Origin of the sequence: Mesorhizobium quangtriensis, assembly GCF_040081925.1 — a bacterium.
In the GTDB taxonomy this organism is placed as follows: Bacteria; Pseudomonadota; Alphaproteobacteria; order Rhizobiales; family Rhizobiaceae; genus Mesorhizobium_K; species Mesorhizobium_K quangtriensis.
In genome coordinates this window covers 865696-887050 of the sequence record NZ_JBEBMF010000001.1, presented here as the reverse complement: position 1 = coordinate 887050, position 21355 = coordinate 865696, and the positions used below count along the sequence as shown (strand labels likewise).

Below are 21355 nucleotides of genomic sequence, written 5' to 3'. Positions count from 1 at the left end.
GCGAACTGATAATATTCCGGCCGAAGTAACCTTGGCGCAGCAATATATTGGTGCCTGGCGTCGTAAAATGGTTGTCGGCAGGCAATTTGGAAGCTGCAGACACGCCCGCCGGACTTGGAGGCTGTAAGATCGCCTGCGGCTGCCCCAAGACAAGATCGCTGCGGGGAACTAGGACCGCGTTTCGGCCGCATCCTGTTCGGTGGCGGAAAAATCTGCTCCCTTCGGCGGCACGCCCGGATTGAGCTCGGACCGGTCGCGATAGAGCGCGGAGCGTCCGAGCATCATCAGCGTCACGGGCGTGGTCACGGTCACGAAAATGCCTATGAGGATCTCGTGAAATACCGGCCGTGCGGAAGCCGCCGTGAAGATAATAGTAGATCCCATGACCATACCAGCCGTGCCCCAGCTCGTGCCGAGAGTCGGCGCGTGGATGCGCTCATAGAAGGTGGGAAGCCTGACGAGGCCGAATGTCCCGATGAGTGTCAGCCCGGCTCCGATGAGTAGGAACGCGGATCCCACGATCGCAGCCCAAAGGGGGACATCGGCATGGCTGAAGGTGATCATTCAATCACCTCGCCGCGCATCAGGAACTTGGCCAGCGAAACCGTTGCTACGAAACCCAGCATACCGATGATCAGGGCCACCTCGAAATATATGGTGCTGCCGGTCCTGACGCCGAAAGACAAGAGAACCAGCATGGCGCAAACATAGAGCGAGTCGAGCGCAAGAATACGATCCTGGGCACGTGGGCCGCGGACCATCCGGTACACGCAGAGACACATTGCCAGTGCGAGAGCAGCCTGAACGATCCACAGCGTGACGGATAGAATCAGAACGTTCATTCGAAAATCTCCAGCAACGGCTTTTCGTACCGGTTCAGGATCTGATCGACCCATACCTGCTCGTCGACCAGGTCGAAGACATGGATCAGCAATTCACCTCGCGCGGAGTTGTAGTCCAGCCACGCCGTACCCGGGGTGCTGGTGAGCACCACCGCAAGGGTTGCGAGCCCGGCCGGATTCCGCAGCTTGAGCGGCATCGTTACAAAGCCCGACTTGCTTGCCCTGCGCTGACCCGAAATCAGGATGAAAGCGACCGCAATGTTGGATCGCAGGATGTCGTAAAGCACGATGCCTGTGAATTCGGCTATCCGGATCCAGCGTTTCACTGGCGGACTGACTTCGCCGAGCGCCTTCAGGGCGCGGGCCGCACCAATCGACACGAGAACGGCCAGCACCAGTTGTCCGCTGGTGAACCCTGCCAGCAGGAGCCACATCAGCGCGAGACACGCCGTCAGGATCGGATAGGGCAGGAGGCGGGTCATTGTCCGCCTCCGGCGTAAGGCGGCACCCGTTCCGCGCCGAGGACGGCGCTGAGATAGCGGGCCGGATGATGCAGGTCCTCCGCAGCCGCCAGAAGCAGGTTCATGACAGGACCGGCCATCAGCGCCAGCGCAACCAGCATGGCGAGCAGGATCAGGATCGGTGCGGCCTCCACAACGGTCACGCGCGGAGAAAACGGCTCGACCGGAGCCCAGAACGTCCTGATCCCCATGCGTGAAAGCGCAACAAGCGCGACAAGTCCTGATACCAGCAGCAGGATAGCGAGGACAGTGCGCCTCGCACCGAGCGCACCGAGATCGCCAGCACCGGGACCCAGTACCGCCGTCAGGATAGCGAGTTTAGCGAGAAAACCCGAAAGGGGCGGGAGGCCTATCAGGACGAGCGCCAGAAGCGCGAAGCCTACACCAAGGACAGCGAGCGCGCTGGGCATGACCTGCCCGACTTCCTGATTCTCCTCCTCGACTTCCTCGCCATCGCCATACGCCTCCTGCGTAACGGCAAGAATGCCAGAGGCGGCATCCTGCTCGCGCTCGAGCAATTCAACCAGCATGAAGAAGGCGCTGACCGCCAGCGTCGAGCTTAGCAGGTAGAAAAGGGCTCCCGCGGTGCCGCCAGGCACGGATATGCCGAACGCCGCAAGCAGTGTCCCGGACGACATGAGAATGAAATAGGCGCTGGCGCGCTTCATCGATTGCGATGCCAGCAACCCTATCGAGGCAAAGGCGAGCGTCACGGCGCCGCCGATGAAGATAACTCGCGAGCCGAACGCCGCGCCGTCGCCAGGCAGGAGCAGCGCCAGCCTCAGCAGCGAATAGATGCCAACCTTGCTCAGCATGGCGAAGACCGCCGCGACGGGGCCGGCCGCGGCGGAATAGGCCGGAACCAGCCAGTGGCATAGCGGCCACATGCCGGCCTTGATGAGGAACGCCAGCCCGAGCATGGCGAGCCCGACATGCAATGCGGGCCGCGCGAAACCCTCAAGCGATTCCGCGCGCAATGCGATCTCGGCCATGTTCAGGCTGCCGGTTGCGCCGAACACCATGGCAATGCCGACGAGGAAGATCAGCGAAGCGCCAAGATTGACTGCGATATAGTGCAGTCCGGATCGTACCCTTTGCGGTCCGCCGCCATGCAGCACCAGCCCATAGGACGCGGCCAGCATGACCTCGAAGAAGACGAAGAGGTTGAACAGGTCGCCGGTCAGGAACGCGCCGTTCAGGCCGACGAGCAGGAACTGGAAAAGAGAGTGGAAGTGCGGCCCGACCTTGTCCCACCGCTCCATGGCATAAAGGATGGCGGGAAAGGCCAGGGCTGCCGTGAGGACCAGCATCACGGATGCCAGCCGGTCCGCCACGAGATTGATGGCCACCGGTGCAGGCCAGTTGCCCAGGAGATAGACCAGGGCGAGAGGCTCTCCGTTGAGATGGACCGTCATCAGCAAGGACGTGGCGACGCCAAGCAGGCTGAAGATCGAACCAATCGAAAGAACCGTCTTCAGGCGCCGCTCGCGCTCGTCGAAGAACAGCATGAGCGCGCCGGCGATCAGCGGGATGAGAATCGGCGCGATCGTCATATGTACGGGAGCGAAGGACACCGGTCAGCCCTCCCTGCCATCTACGTGGTCACTGCCGGTGATGCCGCGCGAGACGATCAGCACGACGAGGAACAGCGCGGTTGTGGCAAAACTGATGACGATGGCGGTCAGCACCAATGCCTGGGGCAACGGGTCGGTATATGCCGTGACGTCCACCGGACCCGAACCGTTCAAAACCGGGGGCGCGTTGACGCGTAGGCGCCCCATGCTGAAGATGAAAAGGTTGACCGCATAGGCCAGCAGCGCGAAGCCGATGACCAGCTGATACGTGCGCGAGCGGAGGATGAGCCAGATGCCAGATGCGGTGAGGATGCCGATTGCGGCGGCGATAACCAGCTCCATCAGCCTTGGCCTCCCTCGACGCCGCCACGGGAGGAGCGCGTCCGCAAACGCAGAGATTGGTGGGCGATGGCGATGAGCATCAGCACGGTCGCGCCGACGACGAGGCTGAATACTCCGAGATCGAAGAGAAGCGCCGATGCCGTCGGCACCTTACCGATGAACGGAATCTCGGTGTACTGGAAGTACGACGTCAGGAACGGGTAGCCGAACAAGAACGATCCCATGCCTGTCATCGCGGCCACGATGAGGCCCACGCCGATCCAGCGGATGGGCAGGATGCGCAGTCGATCCTCTACCCAGCGCGTCCCGCCGGCGAGATATTGCAGCAGGAAGCCTATCGCCATCGTTACGCCGGCAGCGAAACCTCCCCCGGGGAGATCGTGACCGCGGATGAAAAGATAGGCCGAGAAAAGAACGACGACCGGGAACATCCATCGCATGATGATGGACGGCACCAGCAGGTAATCCTGCAGCGTTTCGCCGACTTCGCGATCCTGGGCGACGCTGTCCTGCTCATTCTGCTCGCGCTGCTGGTAGGGCAACTGGGCGCTGTCCTCGGCGGGCCGGAACCGTCGCAGCAATGCGAAGACCGTCAGCGCGACAATCGCAAGCACGACGATTTCGCCCATCGTGTCGAAGCCACGGAAATCGACAAGGATGACATTGACGACGTTGGTGCCGCCGCCTTCCGAGTAGGCGCGCTGCAGGTAGAAGTCGCCCACGGACTTCGGCACCGGCGTGAGCATCATGAAATAGGCCAGCACCGCGGCACCCATGCCTGCCGCCAGAGCCAGAGCGAAATCACGATGACGGCGGAACCGTGAGGCGTAGTCGAATTTAGGAGGGATGCTTTCGTCGCGCTTCGGCAGCCAGCGCAGGCCAAGCAGAATTAGCACAGTGGTGACGATTTCAACCAGCAACTGCGTTACGGCAAGGTCCGGCGCGGACAGCCAGACGAAGGACATGCACGTCACCAGGCCGGTGGCGCCCATCAGGATAAGGGCAGCAAGGCGGTGGTACTTTGCCTGATAGGCGGCGGAAACGGCGCAAAACGCGCCGATCGCCCAAAGGACGCCAAGCACAGGGTCAAGCCCATGCGCCGTCAGTTGGGGCAGCACGCTGCTTGCGCCCCACATTGCCCACACGCCGGCTCCGACAGCGGCGGCCACCAGCAAGCGCATCTGGGGCTGAAGCCGGCGGGTCGCCAGCACGCCCTCCAGCCACCTCGCCCAGCGCCAACTCACCGTGACCAGCACCTTGTCGAAGATGCGCTGACCCTTGATCCTCCTGAAGTAGGGAGGCCCCTCCTCGCAGGTCTTGAGATAGTTGCGCAGCAGCCAGTACAGCACGCAACCGCCGGAGAGCGCGATGAAGCTCATCAGAAGCGGAATGTTGAAGCCGTGCCAGATCGACAGGCTATAGTAGGGTGTCCGGTCGCCCAGGACCGAGATCACAGCGGCATGAAGCAAGGGCCCAATGCTGAGCGCCGGGATCGTGCCGACGACGAGGCACAAAATCACCAGCAGTTCAATCGGACGGCGCATCCAGCTTGGCGGCTCGTGCGGCTCCTTCGGAAGGTCGGTCGGCTTCGGGCCGAAGAACACCGTATGGATGAAGCGTACCGAGTAGGTGACCGCAAAAGCACTGGCGACGGTCGCCACATACGGCGCGACACCATCGAGCAGCGACCGCTGATGCTCCTCGATAGCCTCCGCAAAAAACATCTCCTTGGAGAGGAATCCGTTGAGAAGCGGCACGCCGGCCATCGCCGCACTTGCCACCATGGCAAGCGTCGCGGTGATCGGCATGGCGCTGAACAGCCCGCTCAGCCGTCGCATGTCGCGGGTGCCTGCCTCGTGGTCAATGATGCCGGCGGCCATGAAGAGCGAGGCCTTGAAAGTCGCGTGATTGACCATGTGGAAAATTGCCGCGACCGCAGCAAGCGGGCTCCCGAAGCTCAACAGCGCAGTGATCAGCCCGAGATGGCTGATGGTCGAATAGGCAAGGAGGCCCTTCATATCCTGCTGAAAGATGGCGAAATAGGCCCCGAGCAGGAGCGTGCTCAGCCCGGCAAGGCCTACAAGGGTGAACCACTCCGGCGTTCCCGAGAGAACGGGCCAAAATCTCGTGAGCAGGAAAACTCCGGCCTTCACCATCGTCGCCGAATGTAGATAGGCGGAAACTGGAGTCGGCGCCGCCATCGCGTTCGGCAGCCAGAAATGGAAGGGAAACTGCGCGCTTTTGGTCAGCGTGCCGGCCAGGATCAGCACCAGCGCCGGCAGATACAGATCATGCGAGCGAATAAGGTCCCCCGAGGCAAGCACTACATCCAGATCGTAGCTGCCCACCATCTGTCCAATGAGGATGAACCCAAGCAACAGACAGAGGCCACCGGTTCCGGTGATCGTCAACGCCATGCGCGCGCCGTCGCGAGCCGCCTGGTTGTGATGCCAGTAGCCGATCAGCAGGAAGGAGAAGATGCTGGTCAGCTCCCAGAAGATGGCCAGCATGATCAGGTTGCCGGACAGGACGAGGCCCTGCATGGCGCCCATGAAGGCCAGGAAAAAGGCGTAGAAGCGCGCGACCGGATCCTTCGGCGACATGTAATAGCGCGCGTAGATGACGACCAGCAGGCCGATGCCGGTGATCATTGTGGAGAACAGCCATGCAAAGCCGTCCATCCGGAAGGTAAGCGACAGGCCTAGCGCGGGAACCCATTCGATCGTGTGGCGGATCACTCCGCCATTCGACACGTGGGGGAAGGCGGTGATGGTAATGGCGAGCGCTGAGGCTGCGACTGTGCCTGCAAGCCAGGCTTCGGCGTTGCGCGCATTCGATGACAGGAGCGCTGCCAGGACGGCGCCCGCGAAAGGGAGTGCTACGATGACCGCCAGAAGACCACTATACCACATTCACCAGCCTGATTTCTCCTGTTGTCATAGCCGACAGGGCCACCTCCCGCGACGCAGGATGCCAATCCCGACCTAGCATTCGCCGCGAGAAAAGACAGCCCTTTGTTTCGTGACAAAAGCAGGCTTATCGCCGCGGCGCTACAAGCGGTGGGGCCGCAAGCCGACTTTTGGGCAAGCTGTTGATGTCCGGAAGGGATCGCAGGGCTGCAGCCGCAGCTCCAGCGCGCTCCAAAAACGATAGAAAATCTGGCCGTCGTTCCGTTGCGAAAAGCAGATTCCACCTTGCCCTTCCGTTCGACTGACCCATAGTCTCGATGATGGCTGTGGCGGGCAGGTTCATTCAAGGAGACGCACGATGATGCATCAACTGATGAAGGCAGCATTGCTATCGACGGCACTCGTGGCAGGCTGGACCCTGACTGTCGGCGGCGCGTTGGCCGAGGTCGTCTACAATCGCGGCAACGATACCGACCCGACGACGCTCGACCACCAGAAGACCTCGACAGTCGCCGAGGGCAACATCATGCGGGACCTCTATGAAGGTCTCGTCGTGCAGGACGCAAAGGCCGCCGTCGTTCCAGGCGTGGCCGAGAGCTGGACCGTTTCGGACGATGGTCTCGTTTACACGTTCAAGCTTCGCGCTGATGCAAAATGGTCCAACGGAGACCCGATCACGGCTGGCGATTTCGTGTTCGCCTACCAGCGCATCCAGAAGCCGGAGACGGCGGCGCCCTATGCCAACATGTTGTTTCCGATGGTCAACGCCGAAGCCATCAACAAGGGCGAGAAGCAGCCGTCCGAGCTCGGCGTGAAGGCCGTGGACGACCATACGCTGGAGATCACGCTCAACGCCCCGACGCCCTATTTCCTCGAACTGCTGACCCACCAGACCGGCTACCCGCTGCATCAGGCTTCGGTCGAGAAGTTCGGCGAGGAGTTCACGCGTCCCGGCAACATGGTCACCAACGGCGCGTATATGCTCGAAAGCTTTACGCCCAACGACAAGATCGCGATGCGCAAGAACCCGCAGTTCCACGATGCGGCCAATGTGAAGATCGATGTCGTGAACTTCATACCGTTCGAGGACAGGGCCACCTGCCTGCGCCGTTTCGAAGCCGGGGAAGTCCAGTCCTGCTCGGACCTCGACAACCAGCAGATGGACTACATGAAGGCTAATTTGGGCGACCAGCTTCGCATCGCGCCCTATCTAGGAACCTACTATCTGCCGGTGAAGGTGAAGAAGGAGAAGCTCGCCGACCCTCGCGTCCGGCAGGCGATCTCCATGGCCATCGACCGCGACTTCCTGGCCAACCAGATCTGGCGCGGCTCGATGTTGCCGGCATGGTCGTTCGTGCCGCCGGGCATCGGCAACTATACCGAGAGCCCGGTGCTGCCTTACGCCAAGGACGATCTCCTCGATCGCGAGGACGCCGCCAAGGCCCTGCTCAAGGAAGCCGGGGTCGCGGACGGCTCGCTCTCGATCGAACTGCGGCACAACACCGGCGAAAACCACAAGAACACGATGACCGCGTTGAGCGACATGCTTAAGAACATCGGCATAAGCTCCACCATCGTCGAAATGGAGGGTACCGGCTATTTCGACTACATGAAGCAGGACGGCGACTTCGACATCACCCGCGCTGGCTGGATCGGCGACTATTCGGACCCGCAGAACTTCCTGTTCCTATTCGAGAGCCAGAATCTCGGCTTCAACTATCCGCGCTGGGTAAATCCCGAATACGATGCGCTGATGAAGAAGGCCGCGGTCACGAACAACATCGAAGAGCGCGCTGGCATCCTGAAGCAGGCAGAGGAAATCCTGCTCAAGGAACTGCCTATCATCCCGATCATGTACTATTCCTCGGGCTCGCTGGTTTCAGACAAGCTGAAGGGCTGGGAAGACAACGTCATGAATGTCCATGGCAGCCGCTGGCTCTCGATTGAGCCATAGCATGCGCGAGCCCGCTAGACGCGGGTTTCGCAGTTCCCTCGAGGGCGAGCCATGATCCTTTACGTGCTGCGGCGGCTCGCCAGCGCGATACCGACGTTGTTCATCATCGTGACGATCGCCTTCTTCATGATCCGTCTGGCACCGGGCGGCCCCTTCTCGCTGGAGAGGCCGCTCGATCCCCTCATCATGCAGAACCTCGAACGCGCCTACAACTTCGACAAGCCGCTGTGGCAGCAGTACCTGATCTATCTCGGAAATCTCGCGCAGGGCGACCTTGGCCCGTCCTTCACCCGCCGCGATTTTTCTGTCGGAGACCTGTTCCGCACAGGGTTGCCAGTCTCCATCCAGCTTGGCGGTATCGCGCTGTCGATCGCGCTCGTCGTCGGCGTGTTCCTCGGTGCGCTCGCCGCGCTGAGGCAGAACAGCTGGGTGGACTACATGGTCGTCGGCACGGCCACGCTGGGCATTACGGTTCCGACATTCGTGATTGCGCCGCTGCTGTCGCTGTTTTTCGGAGTGATGATGGGCTGGCTGCCTGCCGGCGGCTGGGGAACCTGGAGGCATATGGTCCTGCCCGTCGCTACGCTGGCGTTGCCGCAGATCGCGATCATCGCGCGACTGACACGCGGCGCGACCATCGAGACGCTGCGCTCGAACCACATCAGGACCGCGCGGGCATATGGCTTGCCTGCCCATGTCGTCGTCGGCGTCCACGCGCTTCGTGCCGCGATCCTTCCGGTCGTTTCCTACCTCGGCCCGACGGCCGCGGCCTTGCTGACGGGCTCGGTCGTCGTCGAAACCATTTTCGGAATCCCGGGAATCGGACGGTACTTCGTGCAGGGCGCGCTCGGACGCGACTACACGCTGGTCATGGGGACCGTGGTCGTGATCGCCTGCTTCGTGATCGTCTTCAACCTGATCGTCGACATTCTCTATGCGTGGCTCGACCCGCGCGTGCGGTTCGACTGAGCCCGCCGATGAGCGACGCCGCCATCTCCGCTGAACGCCCCGTTGCAGGCCGCTCGTTAGGGCAGGATGCGTGGCTGCGGCTGAAGCGTAACCGGGCGGCCGTTGCCAGCGCAATCGTGCTTTTCCTCCTCGCCTTCGCCGGCATCGTCGGCCCCTACCTGACACCGCATCCCTACGACCGCATCTATCCCCATTATGTCCGCACACCCGCCAGCCTCGAGGCATATCCGAAGGCGGATACAATAGCGCCATCATTCAAGAGCGCACTGGAGCGGGCCCGTGTCGAGATCGGCGACGTCGAGGTTTCAGGTAACGTCGTCCGTGCGCCGGTCAGCTCGACGGAACCGCTCGATCTGCGCATCGTCCGCTATGTCGATCGCTCGGACATGTTTTCGAATGCCCGTCTGGAGGGCGAAGATGGTGGCGAGCTTAAGGAGGGAGCTACCCGCGCAGTGATGGTCGCGGACGTCCACAGGGTCCGGTTCCTGTTTGGCACGGATGCCAATGGCCGCGACCTGCTTGCGCGCATCCTGATCGGTATCCGGATATCCCTTGCCATCGGCGTGCTTGCCTCGGCGATGTCACTGCTGCTCGGCGTGTCATATGGAGCCGTCGCGGGCTATCTCGGCGGACGGACGGACAATGTGATGATGCGGGTGGTGGATATCCTCTACTCGCTGCCCTTCATCTTCTTCGTCATCCTGCTGGTCGTGTTTTTCGGCCGCAGCTTCGTGCTCATCTTCATCGCGATAGGGTGTACGGAATGGCTCGATATGGCGCGCATCGTGCGCGGACAGGCTTTGACCATCAAGAGGCAGGAATATGTGCAGGCGGCAGAGGCGCTCGGCGTCTCCGATGTCGGTATCCTGCGTCGCCACATCATCCCGAACACGCTCGGACCGGTCGTCGTTTTCGTGACTCTTCTGGTGCCAAAGGCGATCCTGCTGGAAAGTCTTCTCTCGTTCCTCGGCCTCGGCGTGCAGGAACCGCTGACCAGTCTCGGCCTGCTCATCGCGGAAGGCGCTGCCAACATGCGCGGCGCCGCCTGGCTTCTGATCTATCCGGCGATCACGCTGACGACGATGCTGTTCGCGCTGAATTTCCTTGGCGACGGGTTGCGCGATGCCCTCGACCCCAAGGATCGCTGAGATGGAGAAGAGCCGCCTTCTCGAAGTTCGCAACCTGAACGTCGATTTCGAAACCAACGACGGACCAGTGCATGCGGTGCGCGGAATCGACCTCGACGTGAACGCCAACGAGACGGTCGCGATCGTCGGCGAGTCCGGGTCCGGCAAAAGCCAGACGATGATGGCGATCATGGGCCTGCTCGCTTCCAATGGACGGGTCAGAGGCTCTGCGAAATATCGTGGCCAGGAGCTGATCGGCCTGCCGGAACGCGCCCTCAACCGGATACGCGGCGGCAAGGTCACGATGATCTTCCAGGAGCCGATGACATCCCTCGATCCGCTATATCGGATCGGTCGCCAGATCGCCGAACCCATGATCCACCATCGGGGGCTGTCGGCCCGGGCAGCGCGGGGGCGAGCGATCGAACTGCTGCGTCTGGTCGGCATCCCGGATCCGGAGACGCGCATCCGCTCCTATCCGCACGAGCTTTCAGGCGGGCAGCGCCAGCGCGTCATGATCGCGATGGCGCTCGCCAACGAGCCCGACATCCTGATCGCGGACGAACCGACGACCGCACTCGACGTGACGATCCAGGCGCAGATTCTTGCGCTGATCGCAGACCTCCAGAAGAAGCTTGGCATGGCGATCGTCTTCATCACGCACGACCTCGGCATCGTGCGGCGCTTCGCCGATCGCGTCTATGTCATGCAGGCGGGCAAGGTCGTCGAGCAGGCTCCCACGAAGACGCTCTTTTCGTCGCCTAACCATCCCTACACGAAGATGCTGCTTGAAGCCGGGCCTTCAGGCCGTACATCGCTGCCGCAGCAGGATGCGCCTATTCTGCTTGAGGGAAGGAATGTCGGCGTATCGTTCCATCTCGGTGGCGGCTGGCTTTCAGGGTCCTCGTTCGAACTGCGCGCCGTCGCCGACGCTTCCGTAAAACTGCGGCGGGGCCAGACCATCGGCATCGTCGGCGAATCGGGCTCCGGAAAATCGACACTGGGGCGGGCGTTGCTGCGGCTCCTGCCCGGCACTGGGACCGTGCGCTTCGAGGACATCGACATCAGCCATGCCGACAAGCAGACGATGCGGCCCTTGCGCAAGCGGCTCCAGCTTGTGTTCCAGGACCCCTTTGGATCGCTTTCGCCGCGCATGACGGTCGGCCAGATCGTCACCGAGGGCCTGACGGTCCATGCGCCGGAGCTGCCCGCGCGCGAACGCGACCGGAGAGCGAGTGAGGCGCTGCGGGAGGTCGGGCTCGATCCCGCCATGCGCAACCGGTATCCGCACGAATTCTCAGGCGGCCAGCGACAGCGCATCGCCATCGCCCGCGCCATGATCCTGAGGCCGAGTGTGGTGGTGCTCGACGAACCGACCTCAGCACTAGACCGATCGGTGCAGAAGCAGATCGTCGACCTGCTCCGCGACCTGCAAAGCGAGCATGGCCTGTCCTACCTGTTCATAAGCCACGACCTCGCGGTCGTTCGCGCGATGGCCGACTATATCATCGTGATGAAAGCTGGGCGCATCGTTGAGGAAGGACCGACGAACGTCATCTTCGACAGCCCCCGCGATCCCTACACAAAGGTGCTCATGGCAGCCGCGCTGGACGATAGCTCGTTTCGAGCAGCACAAGCGTCTTGATCGCCAGCGTCGAACAGCGCATGGAACTTTCAGCCGTCACCGCCGGGTAGCGCACTTTGATCGACCTCGTTCTCCACTATCTTCCGTGGGCCATCGCCATGATCGTGGCTGGCCTTCTGGCCGGCTTCGTCGCCGGCCTCCTGGGCGTCGGCGGTGGCATCGTCATCGTGCCGGTGCTGGATACGATACTTGCCACGCTCGATGTCGACCCTTCATTGCGCATGAAGGTCGCGGTCGCCTCGTCGCTCGCCACCATTGTCGCGACGTCGTGGGCTTCGGCCCGTTCGCACAAGGCGCATGACGCAGTCGATTTCGATCTCCTGAAAAGCTGGGGGCCGATGATCTTCATCGGCGTGGTGTTGGGCACCTATCTCGCCGGCATCGTCGACGCGCGGGTGCTCAAGCTGGTGTTTGCAACGGTAGCACTTCTGATCGCCGCCAACATGTTCCTCCGCTCGAAGAGCCAGAAGCTCGCCGACGGTTTTCCAAACATGATCGTCAAGGGCGCGCTCGGCTTTGTCGTCGGAACGGTCTCTGCGATGATGGGCGTGGGCGGAGGCACGCTCGGCGTCGCCATCCTCACAGCCTTTGGCTGGGATATCCGCCGCGCAGTAGGAACCGCCTCCGCGATCGGCTTCATCATTGCCGTGCCGGGCACGATCGGCTTCATGATCGCTGGCTGGGGCGTGCCCGACCTTCCGCCCGGTTCCATTGGCTACGTGAACCTCATCGCGGTCGCCGCGATCATCCCGCTCTCGATCCTGACCGCGCCTTACGGAGCCCGCGTCGCACACACGATCCCGCGCCAGTATCTCGCCTACGGTTTCGGCTTTTTCCTGGTCATCACGGCAATCAAGATGCTGTGGGGATTCTTCGCCTGAGGCGAGCCACAAGGCTCCCTACATCACGCTTTCCAGAATCGCCCTGTAGTCGGCGGCCGTCAGGTTTCGCGGATTGGTCTGGTGGCTGTGGTCGGCAAGGGCGCGTTCGCATGTCCAGTCGAAGACATCGCGCGTAACGCCAAGCCCCGACAGCTTTGCGGGCATGCCAACCCTGTGGTTGAGGTCGTCAAGCGCATCGGCAAGCTTGACCGACTTTGGCAGGTCGATCGCACGTTCGAGCCGGGCGATCTTCTCCTGCGCGACCTCCGCATTCCACCGCAATACCGGCGGCATCAGGATCGCGTTCAGCATGCCATGGTGTAGCTTTAGCGATTTCAACCCTCCAAGAGCGTGGCTGAGGGCATGGACGGCGCCCAGACCTTTCTGGAAGGTCAGGCCACCTTGCAGCGCGCCCATCATCATCTCGCTCCGGTGCGCGATGTCGGAACCATCCGCGAAGGCCTTCGGCAGAGCCTTCCATATGCGCGCGAAACCGTCGATCGCGATGGCCTCGGCGGGCGGATTGTAGCGCGGAGACAGGAACGTCTCGATGCAGTGCGACAAGGCGTCCAGCCCCGTCGCAGCAGTGAGGCTCGGCGGCAGGCCAAGCGTCATCTCCGGATCGCAGATGGCGCGCTTCGGGATCAGATGCGGACTGATGAAGCCGAGCTTGCGGTCATCGTCCAGGGTGATCAGCGCGGCACGGCCGACTTCCGAACCCGTGCCCGCCGTCGTCGGAATGGCGACCAGCGGCGCGACGGCCGGCGTTATGCGCGCCACGCCGCCGAGGATCGCCGCATACTGCTCAAGTTCGCCCGGATGGGTTGCGAGCAAGGCGACGCCTTTCGCGAGGTCGATCGGAGAACCGCCGCCAAAGGCCACGACGCCATTGCAGCCGCCTTGCCGATAGGCCGCCAGCGCTTCCCGCAATGCGCTTTCGGTCGGGTTCGTGGGCACGTCGAGGAAGATGGCGGCGTCAGGCGGCAGAAGCTCCTTCAGCCTGTCCAGCAATCCGGTCGAGGCGATGCCACGGTCGCTGACCACCAATGGGCGCGCGATGTTGAGGTCGCGAAGAACATCGCGAAGCGAGGCGAGCGCGCCTGCGCCGAAGTTGATCGTCGTCAGGTAGTTGATCACGTCCATGTCAGGCAGCCTTAAAGCGTTGTATTGATGGCGCCGCCGTCGAGCAGGATGTTCTGCCCGACGATGTAGCCGGCGTAGGCGCTGCACAGGAAAGCGCAGGCCGCGCCGAACTCCTCGATCGTACCGAAACGACCGGTAGGGTTGGCGGCGTAGGCCGCCTCCCGTGCCTGATCAACGCTTATCCCCTTGGCTTTCGCCGTGGTGTTCATCAGCGATTCGATGCGCGCGGTCTCGTGCGAGCCGGGCAGCAGATTGTTGATGGTGACGCCGTAGCGGGCGACCTGCCGCGACGTGCCGGCGACGAAGCCGGTCAGCCCGCTGCGCGCCGCGCCCGAAAGTCCGAGTTGCGGGATCGGCGACTTCACCGAGCCGGACGTGATGTTGACGATCCGCCCCCATTTACGCTCGATCATCCCGGGCAGGACTGCGGTGATCAGATGGATCGGCGAGAGCATGTTGGCGCGGATCGCGGCCTGCCACTCGTCCTCGCCCCATTCGTTCCACATGCCGGGAGGAGGCCCGCCCGCATTGTTGACGAGGATATCGGGCGCGGGCGCGGCCTCGAGCAGTTTCGCCCTGCCCTCCGGAGTCGTGACGTCGGCCGCCAAGGGCGTCACCTTGACGCCATACCGGCCGGCAATCTCGCTGGCGGTCTGTTCCAGCGGCCCTGCCGAACGTGCGTTGAGGACGATGTCAACGCCCGCCTCGGCAAGTTTTTCGGCCGAACCGCGACCCAGCCCCTTCGAGCCTCCGCAAACGATGGCGGTCCTGCCTTTGATTCCGAGATCCATATGCCTGTCCTGACCTTTTCGCCTTAGCGAATGAACTGATCGATATAGTCCGCGCCCAACCCGTTCTTGGCGTAATGAGCTCGGCATTTTTCGATGCGGGTGAAGACGTCGTCATAGCCGACCGTGTTCCCGTCCGGATCGACATAGATCATCGCGCCGTTGACCTGGAACAGCGTGATCATCTCCTCGACATGCTCGTCCACGACCAGGGTATGGGTCTCGCCCGGCGCCTCGTAGACATAGCCGCCTTCCCGGGCCACCCAGTCATGTTCGAGATATCGCCACTCGCCCTTGAGCACGAATCCATGGACCGGCTGCGGGTGCCGGTGGCGCGACAGGACGCCGGACTTGCGCACCTTCAGCAGGTTTGTCCAGTAGCCGCGCGACGCGCACATCAGGAGCGGGCGGAACCAGACGTTCTCGTCGACCGGCACCCAGACGCGGTCATCGAGCGGTATCGCGTCCGGTATCACCAGTTCCGGCGGAGAATCCGCAGGCTGCGGCTTACGATAGGGCAGCCACTTCTCATCCGCAGCCGGCTTTTGACCCGACATCCTGCTTCTCCCACGACGTTCCGGACAAGGTCTAAGCATATTGGCCTGTCCGGGCAATCGTCGAAGGAGCCCTGCGCTGTTCCACATCGCATCATTCGCCCCATCCACGCCACATCGCCGGGATAAGGGAGAAACGTTGCGTTAACCAACCGGCGTCAGATTCAGGACGAAGTCCACGCGTACGCCGCCTCGGACCCTTCGCATCGCAGAGAATGGTATGCTGTCCCGACTGATCCTCATTTTCGTGGCTATGGCCCTGTCGGGATGCGTATCCACCGTGCTCGACGTTGACACGAAGGCGTCGCAGCCGATCCCAGCGTCTCTGGTCGCCGACATGAAGCGTCGTTCGATGAAGCCGTCAGACCCGATTGTGGTGCGCATCTTCAAGCAGGAAAGCGAACTGGAAATCTGGAAGCGCGACCGCAACGGGAAATATGCGCTGCTCAAGACCTATCCGATGTGCCGCTGGTCGGGAAAACTCGGGCCGAAGAAGCGCAACGGCGACCGCCAGGCGCCGGAAGGCTTCTACACGGTCAGCGCAAACATGCTCAATCCGAAGTCGAAATACTATCTGTCTTTCGACCTCGGGTACCCCAACAGGCTGGAGGAAGCGCTCGGTTACTCCGGCGAGGCGCTGATGGTTCACGGAGCGTGCTCGTCCTCGGGTTGCTATGCGCTGACCGACGATGGCGTCGCAGAAATATACGCCGTGGTCCGCGACGCATTGAAAGGCGGGCAGCGCTCGTTCCAGGTTCAGGCGTTCCCGTTCCGGATGACGCCGCAGAACATGGCGAAGAACCGCAACGACCCGAACTATGCCTTCTGGCAGAACATCAAGGTGGGCTACGACCTGTTCGAGGTCACCCGCCAACCGCCGCAGGTCGGCTATTGCGGCGGCGGCTACGCATTCCAGTCGAAGCCGCTCCAGAGCTTTCCTACGGACCCGATGGCCGCTTGCCCGGCCACCGAGTTGACAACCGACCCGCTCATCGCGTCGAAGCAGCAAGCGGACGAACGCAAGGTGCAGGCGCTTGTGGAACGCGGTGTTTCCGCCAGCGCCTACGCATATTCCGACGGCGGCATGCACCCGGTCTTCCGCAAAATGCTCGAAAGCGGTGGCCCCGACAAGCTGGCGCGCAAGACCTCGAAGACGAAGGTTCCGGTCAGCCGGCCCGACGCGGCGCTTGCAGACCCTCATTCGGCCGTGAGCGCAAACTAGGCGCTGCCCTATTCAGGCATCTGGCGAACAGGCGCGGTTCCAAATCCTCCCTGCTCTCCCGGGGCCACGCCGAAGACAAACTCTGCCTTGCCCTGCCCCATGTTGTAATACTGGTGGCGGTAGCCGGCCGGGATGTAGAAGCCATCGCGCGCGTTAAGCTCGAACCAGACCTGTCCCTCGGCGTCAGGGACATGGATGTTGAGCGACCCCGAGAGGACGTAGATGCTCTCATCCCCTGCGTGCGTCTCCATGCCAGTCCGCTTGCCCGTCAGGATCGAGGTACGGCCGACCGTCAGGTGCTCGGTGGCGCAATAGAAGCCGGTGTAGGCTCCCTGCGTCTCGCGATCGAGGCTCCACAGAAGGTCCGTGTCGCCCATCGGGTGGATGGTGCGCCCGGCGCGCTCGGCAGCGTCCTCCATCGGAAACCGCCCGATCCATTTGTCCTGGAGATACCGGTTTTCCGAAATCAGTTCCTTCGTGCGCGCATAGGGGCCTGATGTTCCCTGCGACGGCGGCGGGGAAAAGTATTCCAGCACGCGGACAGGCTCGTCGCCGAGATTGAAACCGTGGTGCCAGGTGTCCTTGCGAAAGAAGAGCGCCTCGCCCGCCTTGGCCACCTGCATCTCGCCTGTCTGCGGGTTGGCAAGGCCGAAGGTGCCGGTCAGCACGTACAACACCTCGTCGGCGCCAAAGATCGTGCGAAAGGCGTCGGTGTGCTTGAAGAAGCCGCCCGGCTGCAGGCCGAAGACAAGCTGGTGGATCTTGTCTGTCGACGCATAGATCCAGTCATCGACGAGGCCTGCATCCTCTTCGCCCCATAGATGCCGCGTGACGGCGGCGTAGGGAATATGCGTCGGCTTGTCGAAAACCGGGCGAGGCGATGGCTTATATCCCATGATCGTCTCCAGACACTTCCTTGTTATGAAACGGCGGCGTGGGACGCCAGCGCGGCGACCCCGATCGCCGAGGCATTGTCGCCCAGTGCCGCCGGCACGATCGGCAGGTCGCGCGCCGTATCCGCGAAGATGAACGGACGCACCAGCTCTCCCAGCCTCGTATTGACCTCCGGATTGCCGCCGATCCCCCCGCCGATGACCATCATCGACGGATCGAGAATGTTGATCAACTGGCCGAGATAGGAGGCGATCGAGAGCAGCGAATTGTCAACCAGCAGCCGCGCATCCGCATCGGATTTCGCGGCCTCGAACAGGTCGCGCGCCGTAGCGGTCGGATCACCGATCAGCTTGCCATAGCGCTCGCCCATGCCTTTGCCGCTGGCGAAGACCTCGATGTGCTGGCGCACCTCGATATCCTTGTTTTCACCCGCCCAGGCCACGAGTTCGGCGCCAGCGAAATGGATCGCAAAACCCCGCGCGCCGCCATACGGCTTTCCGTTGACGACGAGCGTGTGCGACATGCCCGTCGACAACGTCACATAGACGAATATGTCGGCGTTCCGGCCTGCGCCGATCCAGCCTTCGGCGAAGGCTGCCGCGCGTACGTCGCTCTCGATATAAGGCTTTCCGAAAGCGGCGAGCGGCTTGCGATAATCCAGCCCTCGCCATTCGAAATTCCATCCCGAACCGACCTCGCCTTCATTCGAGACCAGTTCAGGCAGGCAGACGCCGACGGGGCAAACTTCGCCGCGGATGATTTCGCCGGCTTCCCTCTGGATTTCGGTGGCCATCGCCACCACCAGATCGAGGACCGCGGTTCCACCTTGCTCGCAGGGAGTAGACCGCGTGCGTTCGATCAGCACCTCGCCGCTTTCCATGCCAACGAGGCATGCCTTGGTCTTGGTGCCCCCGACATCGACGCCGATGGCATATTGGCTGCCCATCGGGGACACTGCGCTACTGGTCTGCAATCTCACTACCTTGTCGACGAAAGGTGCTTTCCGGGCGCCGCATGACTTTGCGTCATGCGGCGTATTCCGGCCGTCTTAGTCCACGCACTCCCGGTTGGAAAGCAAACAGGCCGCCTTGCTGCGGATATCTGCCGGCAGTTTCATCATCGATCCCGAGGCGCGCCGTCGTCACGTAGAGCGTATCCAGTTCCGGTCCCCCGAAGGCACAGGAAGTTACCAGCGACGCCGGTATGGGGACGATGCGGTCAACCTTGCCGGCTGGGGATATCCGCGCGACGCAATGGCCGTCCCAGCGCGCGCTCCACAGGAAGCCTTCGGCATCGACGGCATTGCCGTCCGGTGTGCCGAGACCTGCAAGATTGTTGAGCACGCGACGCGGACCGACCTCGCCTGTGTCGAGATCGAAATCGCAGACGTAGATGCGGTCCAGCATCGAGTCCACGACGTAGAGCTTCGTCGAGTCCGGGCTCCAGGCCACGCCGTTGGTGATGCTGAGATCGCCCATGACAGCCACCGGCGGTTTGCCGGGCTCGACGCGCCACAGGTTCCCGACCGGACCCTTGATGGCGATCCCCTCGCCGTTCGGGCCGAGATTGTTCTGCATCGTTCCGATCCAGAAGCGGCCCCGCGCATCGGGCGCGCCATCATTGCTGCGGTTACCGGGCAGATGCGGCTCGAGCTCGAACATGCGGCGCAGCTTGCCCGTGGCCGGATCGAAAACATTGATGCCGTTCTCGGATGCGACGAGCAGCGTGCCGTCCGGCCGCTTCGCCATCGCGCTCACCATCTCGCTCATCGGCCATGTGGCATGGGCGCCTGTCGCGGGAGTGTAGCGATGGATGCGCGATGGCATCGGCACGTCGAGCCAGTAGACCGCCCCTTCCTTCGGGCACCAGAAAGCGCCCTCGCCAATCTTGTCGCGGCTGTCGACCAGACAAACCACGGGCCGGTCGTCTATCGGAAAAGTTGAATTCATGCGTCTTCCCCGCCCGTCAGCAACCGCAATTGATCAATATCCACCCGGCCGGCCAGATCGAGATAGGGCATTTCGCACAGGGCCTTCGACACCCGCTCCGCCAGGAAGGGATTTCGCGCGGTGATCGCTTCGGTCAGTTCGCGGTGCAGCGGCAGCCCGCGCTCGAAATCGCCGGGCTTGCTTCCAGTGTATTTGACCTGCACCCGCATGATCGACGCGGTCAAAACGCCGAGATGCTGCAGCAATGCATTATGCGATGCACGATGGATGCTCTGGTGGAAGGCGATATCGGCATCCGGCATGCGTTCGAGATGCCCGACACAGGCTTCGAGCGCATCGCAGTTGTCTCGGATGGTCTGGATTTCGGCGTCGGTCGCGCGCCTTGCCGCCAGGAACGACGCCTTGGGCTCGACGATGAGCCGGAATTCGGTGAAGTTGAAGGCATAGGGCAGATGCAGGTCGCCGGCTGCTTCCCACGCCAGCACCTCCGGGTCCAGCATATGCCAGTTTTCCTTGGCGCGGACTGTCGTGCCGGTCTTGGGGCGGACATCCAGCATGCCCTTGGCGATGAGCACCTTGACGGCCTCGCGCAGGACGTTGCGGCTGACACCGAGGTCGGAGGCGAGGTCGGCCTCGTTCGGAAGGTTTGCACCCTCGGAAAAACCGCCGCTGACGATGCTGCGCCCGAGCGTCGCCACGACCTCGTCGTGGAGGCTCCGGCGAGGCACCACGCCGACGACCGAAGGGCCGGCCTGCTCCCTCGTCTCCGGGGCTCGATCCATCAAAGCTGTCGATCTGGGCAAGACGTTCCCGGCTATTGACCAATCATCCTATGTTTGTATCATTACCTTGAAATACGTTTCCGGGGCAAGGGTAAACGGGTCCGTGAACAGTTCGTCCGACGGGTTGAAGGTCGTAGGGTTCGACGTCTACCCGGCAAGTATCGCCTACAGCCACGTCGAGCGCAGCAGCCGCGTCAACCGAGGCGGCGTTACGGACGTGATCGTGAAGCTGACAACCGAAAACGGTCTCGTTGGCTGGGGCGAATCCTGCAGCGGTGCGGACACGGCGTCCATCGAAGCGGCGCTCCGCTCGATGTCACGCTTTGTCCTCGGTCGGAACGCATGGGACACCGAGGCGATCGCAGGCGACGTTTTCGGCGCAGGCCTGTGGGACTACCGTCCGATGACCGGCAACTTCGCCTTCGCCGGTATCGACATGGCGCTGTGGGATCTGTGCGGCAAGGCGTCGAATCAGCCGCTTTTCCGGCTGTTCGGCGGCGCGCAGCGACAGAGCGCTAACTATTTCTACTACCTGTCGCAGGGAGCGCCCGAAGACCTCGCCACGCAGTGCGGCGAGGCGGTCTCCAGGGGATATGACTGCTTCTATCTCAAGGTCGGCGTGAACGCGGCGGCCGAAGAGGACATGCTGGCGGCCATCCGCGACACGATCGGACCGTCAGCCCGAATCAGGATCGACGCGAATGAAGCCTGGTCCGTGCCCGAGGCGGCGCGCTTGCTGACGCGCTGGCACGACCGGTTCGACATCGACTTCGCGGAGGCCCCGGTTCGCGCCGTGCCGCATGCGCTGATGCTCGATCTCAGGCCGCGCGTTCCGGTTGCGCTCTGCGCCAACGAGGGGTTGAGCCGGCAATCGGACGTCGTGTCCATGATCGAGAGCCACGCCGCCGACATCCTATGTTTCAGCAGTTACTGGGTCGGCACGCTCAGGCGTTTCCATACGCTGTCCAACCTCGCCGCGTTGCACGGCCAGCGTGTGCTCAAGCATACGCACGGCGAGTTCGGCCTTGCCGCGGCGGCCGGACATCACATGATGCTGGCCCTGCCCAATGTCGAGGAGGGCGTCCAGCAGACAGCGGCAATGATGGCGGACGACATTCTTGTCGATAGACTGCCCATCGCCGACGGTCCAGAATGGGGGCTGATCGAAGGGGCTGGGCTGGGCGTCGAAGTCGACGAAGATAAGCTTGCCCGTTACGTCGAAGCCTATCGCAAGGACGGCCAGTTCCTGCCTAATTGAG

20 protein-coding genes are annotated in these 21355 nt (G+C 62.6%); 7 read left to right on the top strand and 13 right to left on the bottom strand.

Annotation, left to right across the window (positions count from 1 at the left end):
- Positions 1 to 168 precede the first annotated feature (168 nt).
- Genes mnhG through ABMA32_RS04435 form a run of 6 tightly spaced genes read right to left on the bottom strand, consistent with a single transcriptional unit; the run spans position 169 to position 6191 of the window.
- Complete coding sequence (mnhG, locus tag ABMA32_RS04460) at positions 169 to 564, bottom strand: monovalent cation/H(+) antiporter subunit G (protein WP_349012515.1); 396 nt, start codon at positions 562 to 564, stop codon at positions 169 to 171.
- Complete coding sequence (locus tag ABMA32_RS04455; protein ID WP_349012514.1) at positions 561 to 842, bottom strand: K+/H+ antiporter subunit F; 282 nt, start codon at positions 840 to 842, stop codon at positions 561 to 563. The genes mnhG and ABMA32_RS04455 overlap by 4 nt, the downstream gene beginning before the upstream one ends.
- Complete coding sequence (locus ABMA32_RS04450; protein ID WP_349012513.1) at positions 839 to 1324, bottom strand: Na+/H+ antiporter subunit E; 486 nt, start codon at positions 1322 to 1324, stop codon at positions 839 to 841. Before ABMA32_RS04450 ends, ABMA32_RS04455 begins: the two co-directional genes overlap by 4 nt.
- Positions 1321 to 2937 (bottom strand): monovalent cation/H+ antiporter subunit D, encoded by a 1617-nt coding sequence (locus tag ABMA32_RS04445; RefSeq protein ID WP_349012512.1) that lies wholly within the window; start codon positions 2935 to 2937, stop codon positions 1321 to 1323. The genes ABMA32_RS04450 and ABMA32_RS04445 overlap by 4 nt, the downstream gene beginning before the upstream one ends.
- Before the next feature lie 3 nt (positions 2938 to 2940).
- Positions 2941 to 3279 (bottom strand): Na+/H+ antiporter subunit C, encoded by a 339-nt coding sequence (locus tag ABMA32_RS04440; protein WP_349012511.1) that lies wholly within the window; start codon positions 3277 to 3279, stop codon positions 2941 to 2943.
- Complete coding sequence (locus tag ABMA32_RS04435) at positions 3279 to 6191, bottom strand: monovalent cation/H+ antiporter subunit A (RefSeq protein ID WP_349012510.1); 2913 nt, start codon at positions 6189 to 6191, stop codon at positions 3279 to 3281. Before ABMA32_RS04435 ends, ABMA32_RS04440 begins: the two co-directional genes overlap by 1 nt.
- Positions 6192 to 6561: 370 nt before the next feature.
- On the opposite strand from ABMA32_RS04435, the gene ABMA32_RS04430 reads away from it, so the two are divergent.
- From ABMA32_RS04430 to ABMA32_RS04410, 5 genes are read left to right on the top strand one after another with little or no spacing between them, the layout of a single operon-like run.
- Positions 6562 to 8142: a peptide ABC transporter substrate-binding protein gene (locus tag ABMA32_RS04430; RefSeq protein ID WP_349013322.1), complete on the top strand. Its 1581-nt coding sequence runs from the start codon at positions 6562 to 6564 to the stop codon at positions 8140 to 8142.
- 51 nt (positions 8143 to 8193) lie between these two features.
- Complete coding sequence (locus ABMA32_RS04425; protein WP_349012509.1) at positions 8194 to 9111, top strand: ABC transporter permease subunit; 918 nt, start codon at positions 8194 to 8196, stop codon at positions 9109 to 9111.
- A gap of 8 nt (positions 9112 to 9119) precedes the next feature.
- On the top strand, positions 9120 to 10259 hold the full coding sequence (locus ABMA32_RS04420; RefSeq protein ID WP_349012508.1) for an ABC transporter permease: 1140 nt from the start codon (positions 9120 to 9122) through the stop codon (positions 10257 to 10259).
- Between the two features lies 1 nt (position 10260).
- Positions 10261 to 11883, top strand: coding sequence for an ABC transporter ATP-binding protein (locus tag ABMA32_RS04415; protein ID WP_425475466.1), 1623 nt, complete (start codon positions 10261 to 10263; stop codon positions 11881 to 11883).
- A gap of 56 nt (positions 11884 to 11939) precedes the next feature.
- The gene (locus ABMA32_RS04410; protein WP_349012506.1) at positions 11940 to 12764 is read left to right on the top strand and encodes a sulfite exporter TauE/SafE family protein; all 825 of its coding nucleotides are present in this window, start codon (positions 11940 to 11942) and stop codon (positions 12762 to 12764) included.
- 18 nt (positions 12765 to 12782) lie between these two features.
- On the opposite strand, the gene ABMA32_RS04405 is transcribed toward ABMA32_RS04410, so the two are convergent.
- The 3 genes from ABMA32_RS04405 to ABMA32_RS04395 are packed head-to-tail and all read right to left on the bottom strand — an operon-like array spanning position 12783 to position 15252.
- Positions 12783 to 13907: an iron-containing alcohol dehydrogenase gene (locus ABMA32_RS04405; protein WP_349012505.1), complete on the bottom strand. Its 1125-nt coding sequence runs from the start codon at positions 13905 to 13907 to the stop codon at positions 12783 to 12785.
- 11 nt (positions 13908 to 13918) lie between these two features.
- Complete coding sequence (locus ABMA32_RS04400) at positions 13919 to 14698, bottom strand: SDR family oxidoreductase (RefSeq protein ID WP_349012504.1); 780 nt, start codon at positions 14696 to 14698, stop codon at positions 13919 to 13921.
- Positions 14699 to 14721: 23 nt separating this feature from the next.
- A complete protein-coding gene (locus ABMA32_RS04395; RefSeq protein ID WP_349012503.1) occupies positions 14722 to 15252 on the bottom strand; it encodes a 2,4'-dihydroxyacetophenone dioxygenase family protein in 531 nt (176 codons plus the stop codon).
- Positions 15253 to 15469: 217 nt separating this feature from the next.
- Here ABMA32_RS04395 and ABMA32_RS04390 point away from each other — a divergent pair, with 217 nt between their 5' ends.
- On the top strand, positions 15470 to 16471 hold the full coding sequence (locus tag ABMA32_RS04390; RefSeq protein WP_349012502.1) for a L,D-transpeptidase family protein: 1002 nt from the start codon (positions 15470 to 15472) through the stop codon (positions 16469 to 16471).
- Between the two features lie 8 nt (positions 16472 to 16479).
- Here ABMA32_RS04390 and ABMA32_RS04385 read toward each other — a convergent pair whose 3' ends face one another.
- The 4 genes from ABMA32_RS04385 to ABMA32_RS04370 form a co-directional block, all read right to left on the bottom strand.
- Complete coding sequence (locus ABMA32_RS04385) at positions 16480 to 17367, bottom strand: cupin domain-containing protein (protein ID WP_349012501.1); 888 nt, start codon at positions 17365 to 17367, stop codon at positions 16480 to 16482.
- A gap of 23 nt (positions 17368 to 17390) precedes the next feature.
- Positions 17391 to 18311 carry an ROK family protein gene (locus tag ABMA32_RS04380; RefSeq protein WP_349012500.1) on the bottom strand — a complete coding sequence of 307 codons (921 nt, stop codon included), beginning with the start codon at positions 18309 to 18311 and terminating at the stop codon, positions 17391 to 17393.
- 79 nt (positions 18312 to 18390) lie between these two features.
- Complete coding sequence (locus tag ABMA32_RS04375; RefSeq protein WP_349012499.1) at positions 18391 to 19314, bottom strand: SMP-30/gluconolactonase/LRE family protein; 924 nt, start codon at positions 19312 to 19314, stop codon at positions 18391 to 18393.
- On the bottom strand, positions 19311 to 20096 hold the full coding sequence (locus tag ABMA32_RS04370) for a FadR/GntR family transcriptional regulator (RefSeq protein ID WP_349012498.1): 786 nt from the start codon (positions 20094 to 20096) through the stop codon (positions 19311 to 19313). The genes ABMA32_RS04375 and ABMA32_RS04370 overlap by 4 nt, the downstream gene beginning before the upstream one ends.
- A gap of 103 nt (positions 20097 to 20199) precedes the next feature.
- Here ABMA32_RS04370 and ABMA32_RS04365 point away from each other — a divergent pair, with 103 nt between their 5' ends.
- Positions 20200 to 21354 carry a mandelate racemase/muconate lactonizing enzyme family protein gene (locus ABMA32_RS04365; RefSeq protein ID WP_349012497.1) on the top strand — a complete coding sequence of 385 codons (1155 nt, stop codon included), beginning with the start codon at positions 20200 to 20202 and terminating at the stop codon, positions 21352 to 21354.
- Position 21355 lies beyond the last annotated feature (1 nt).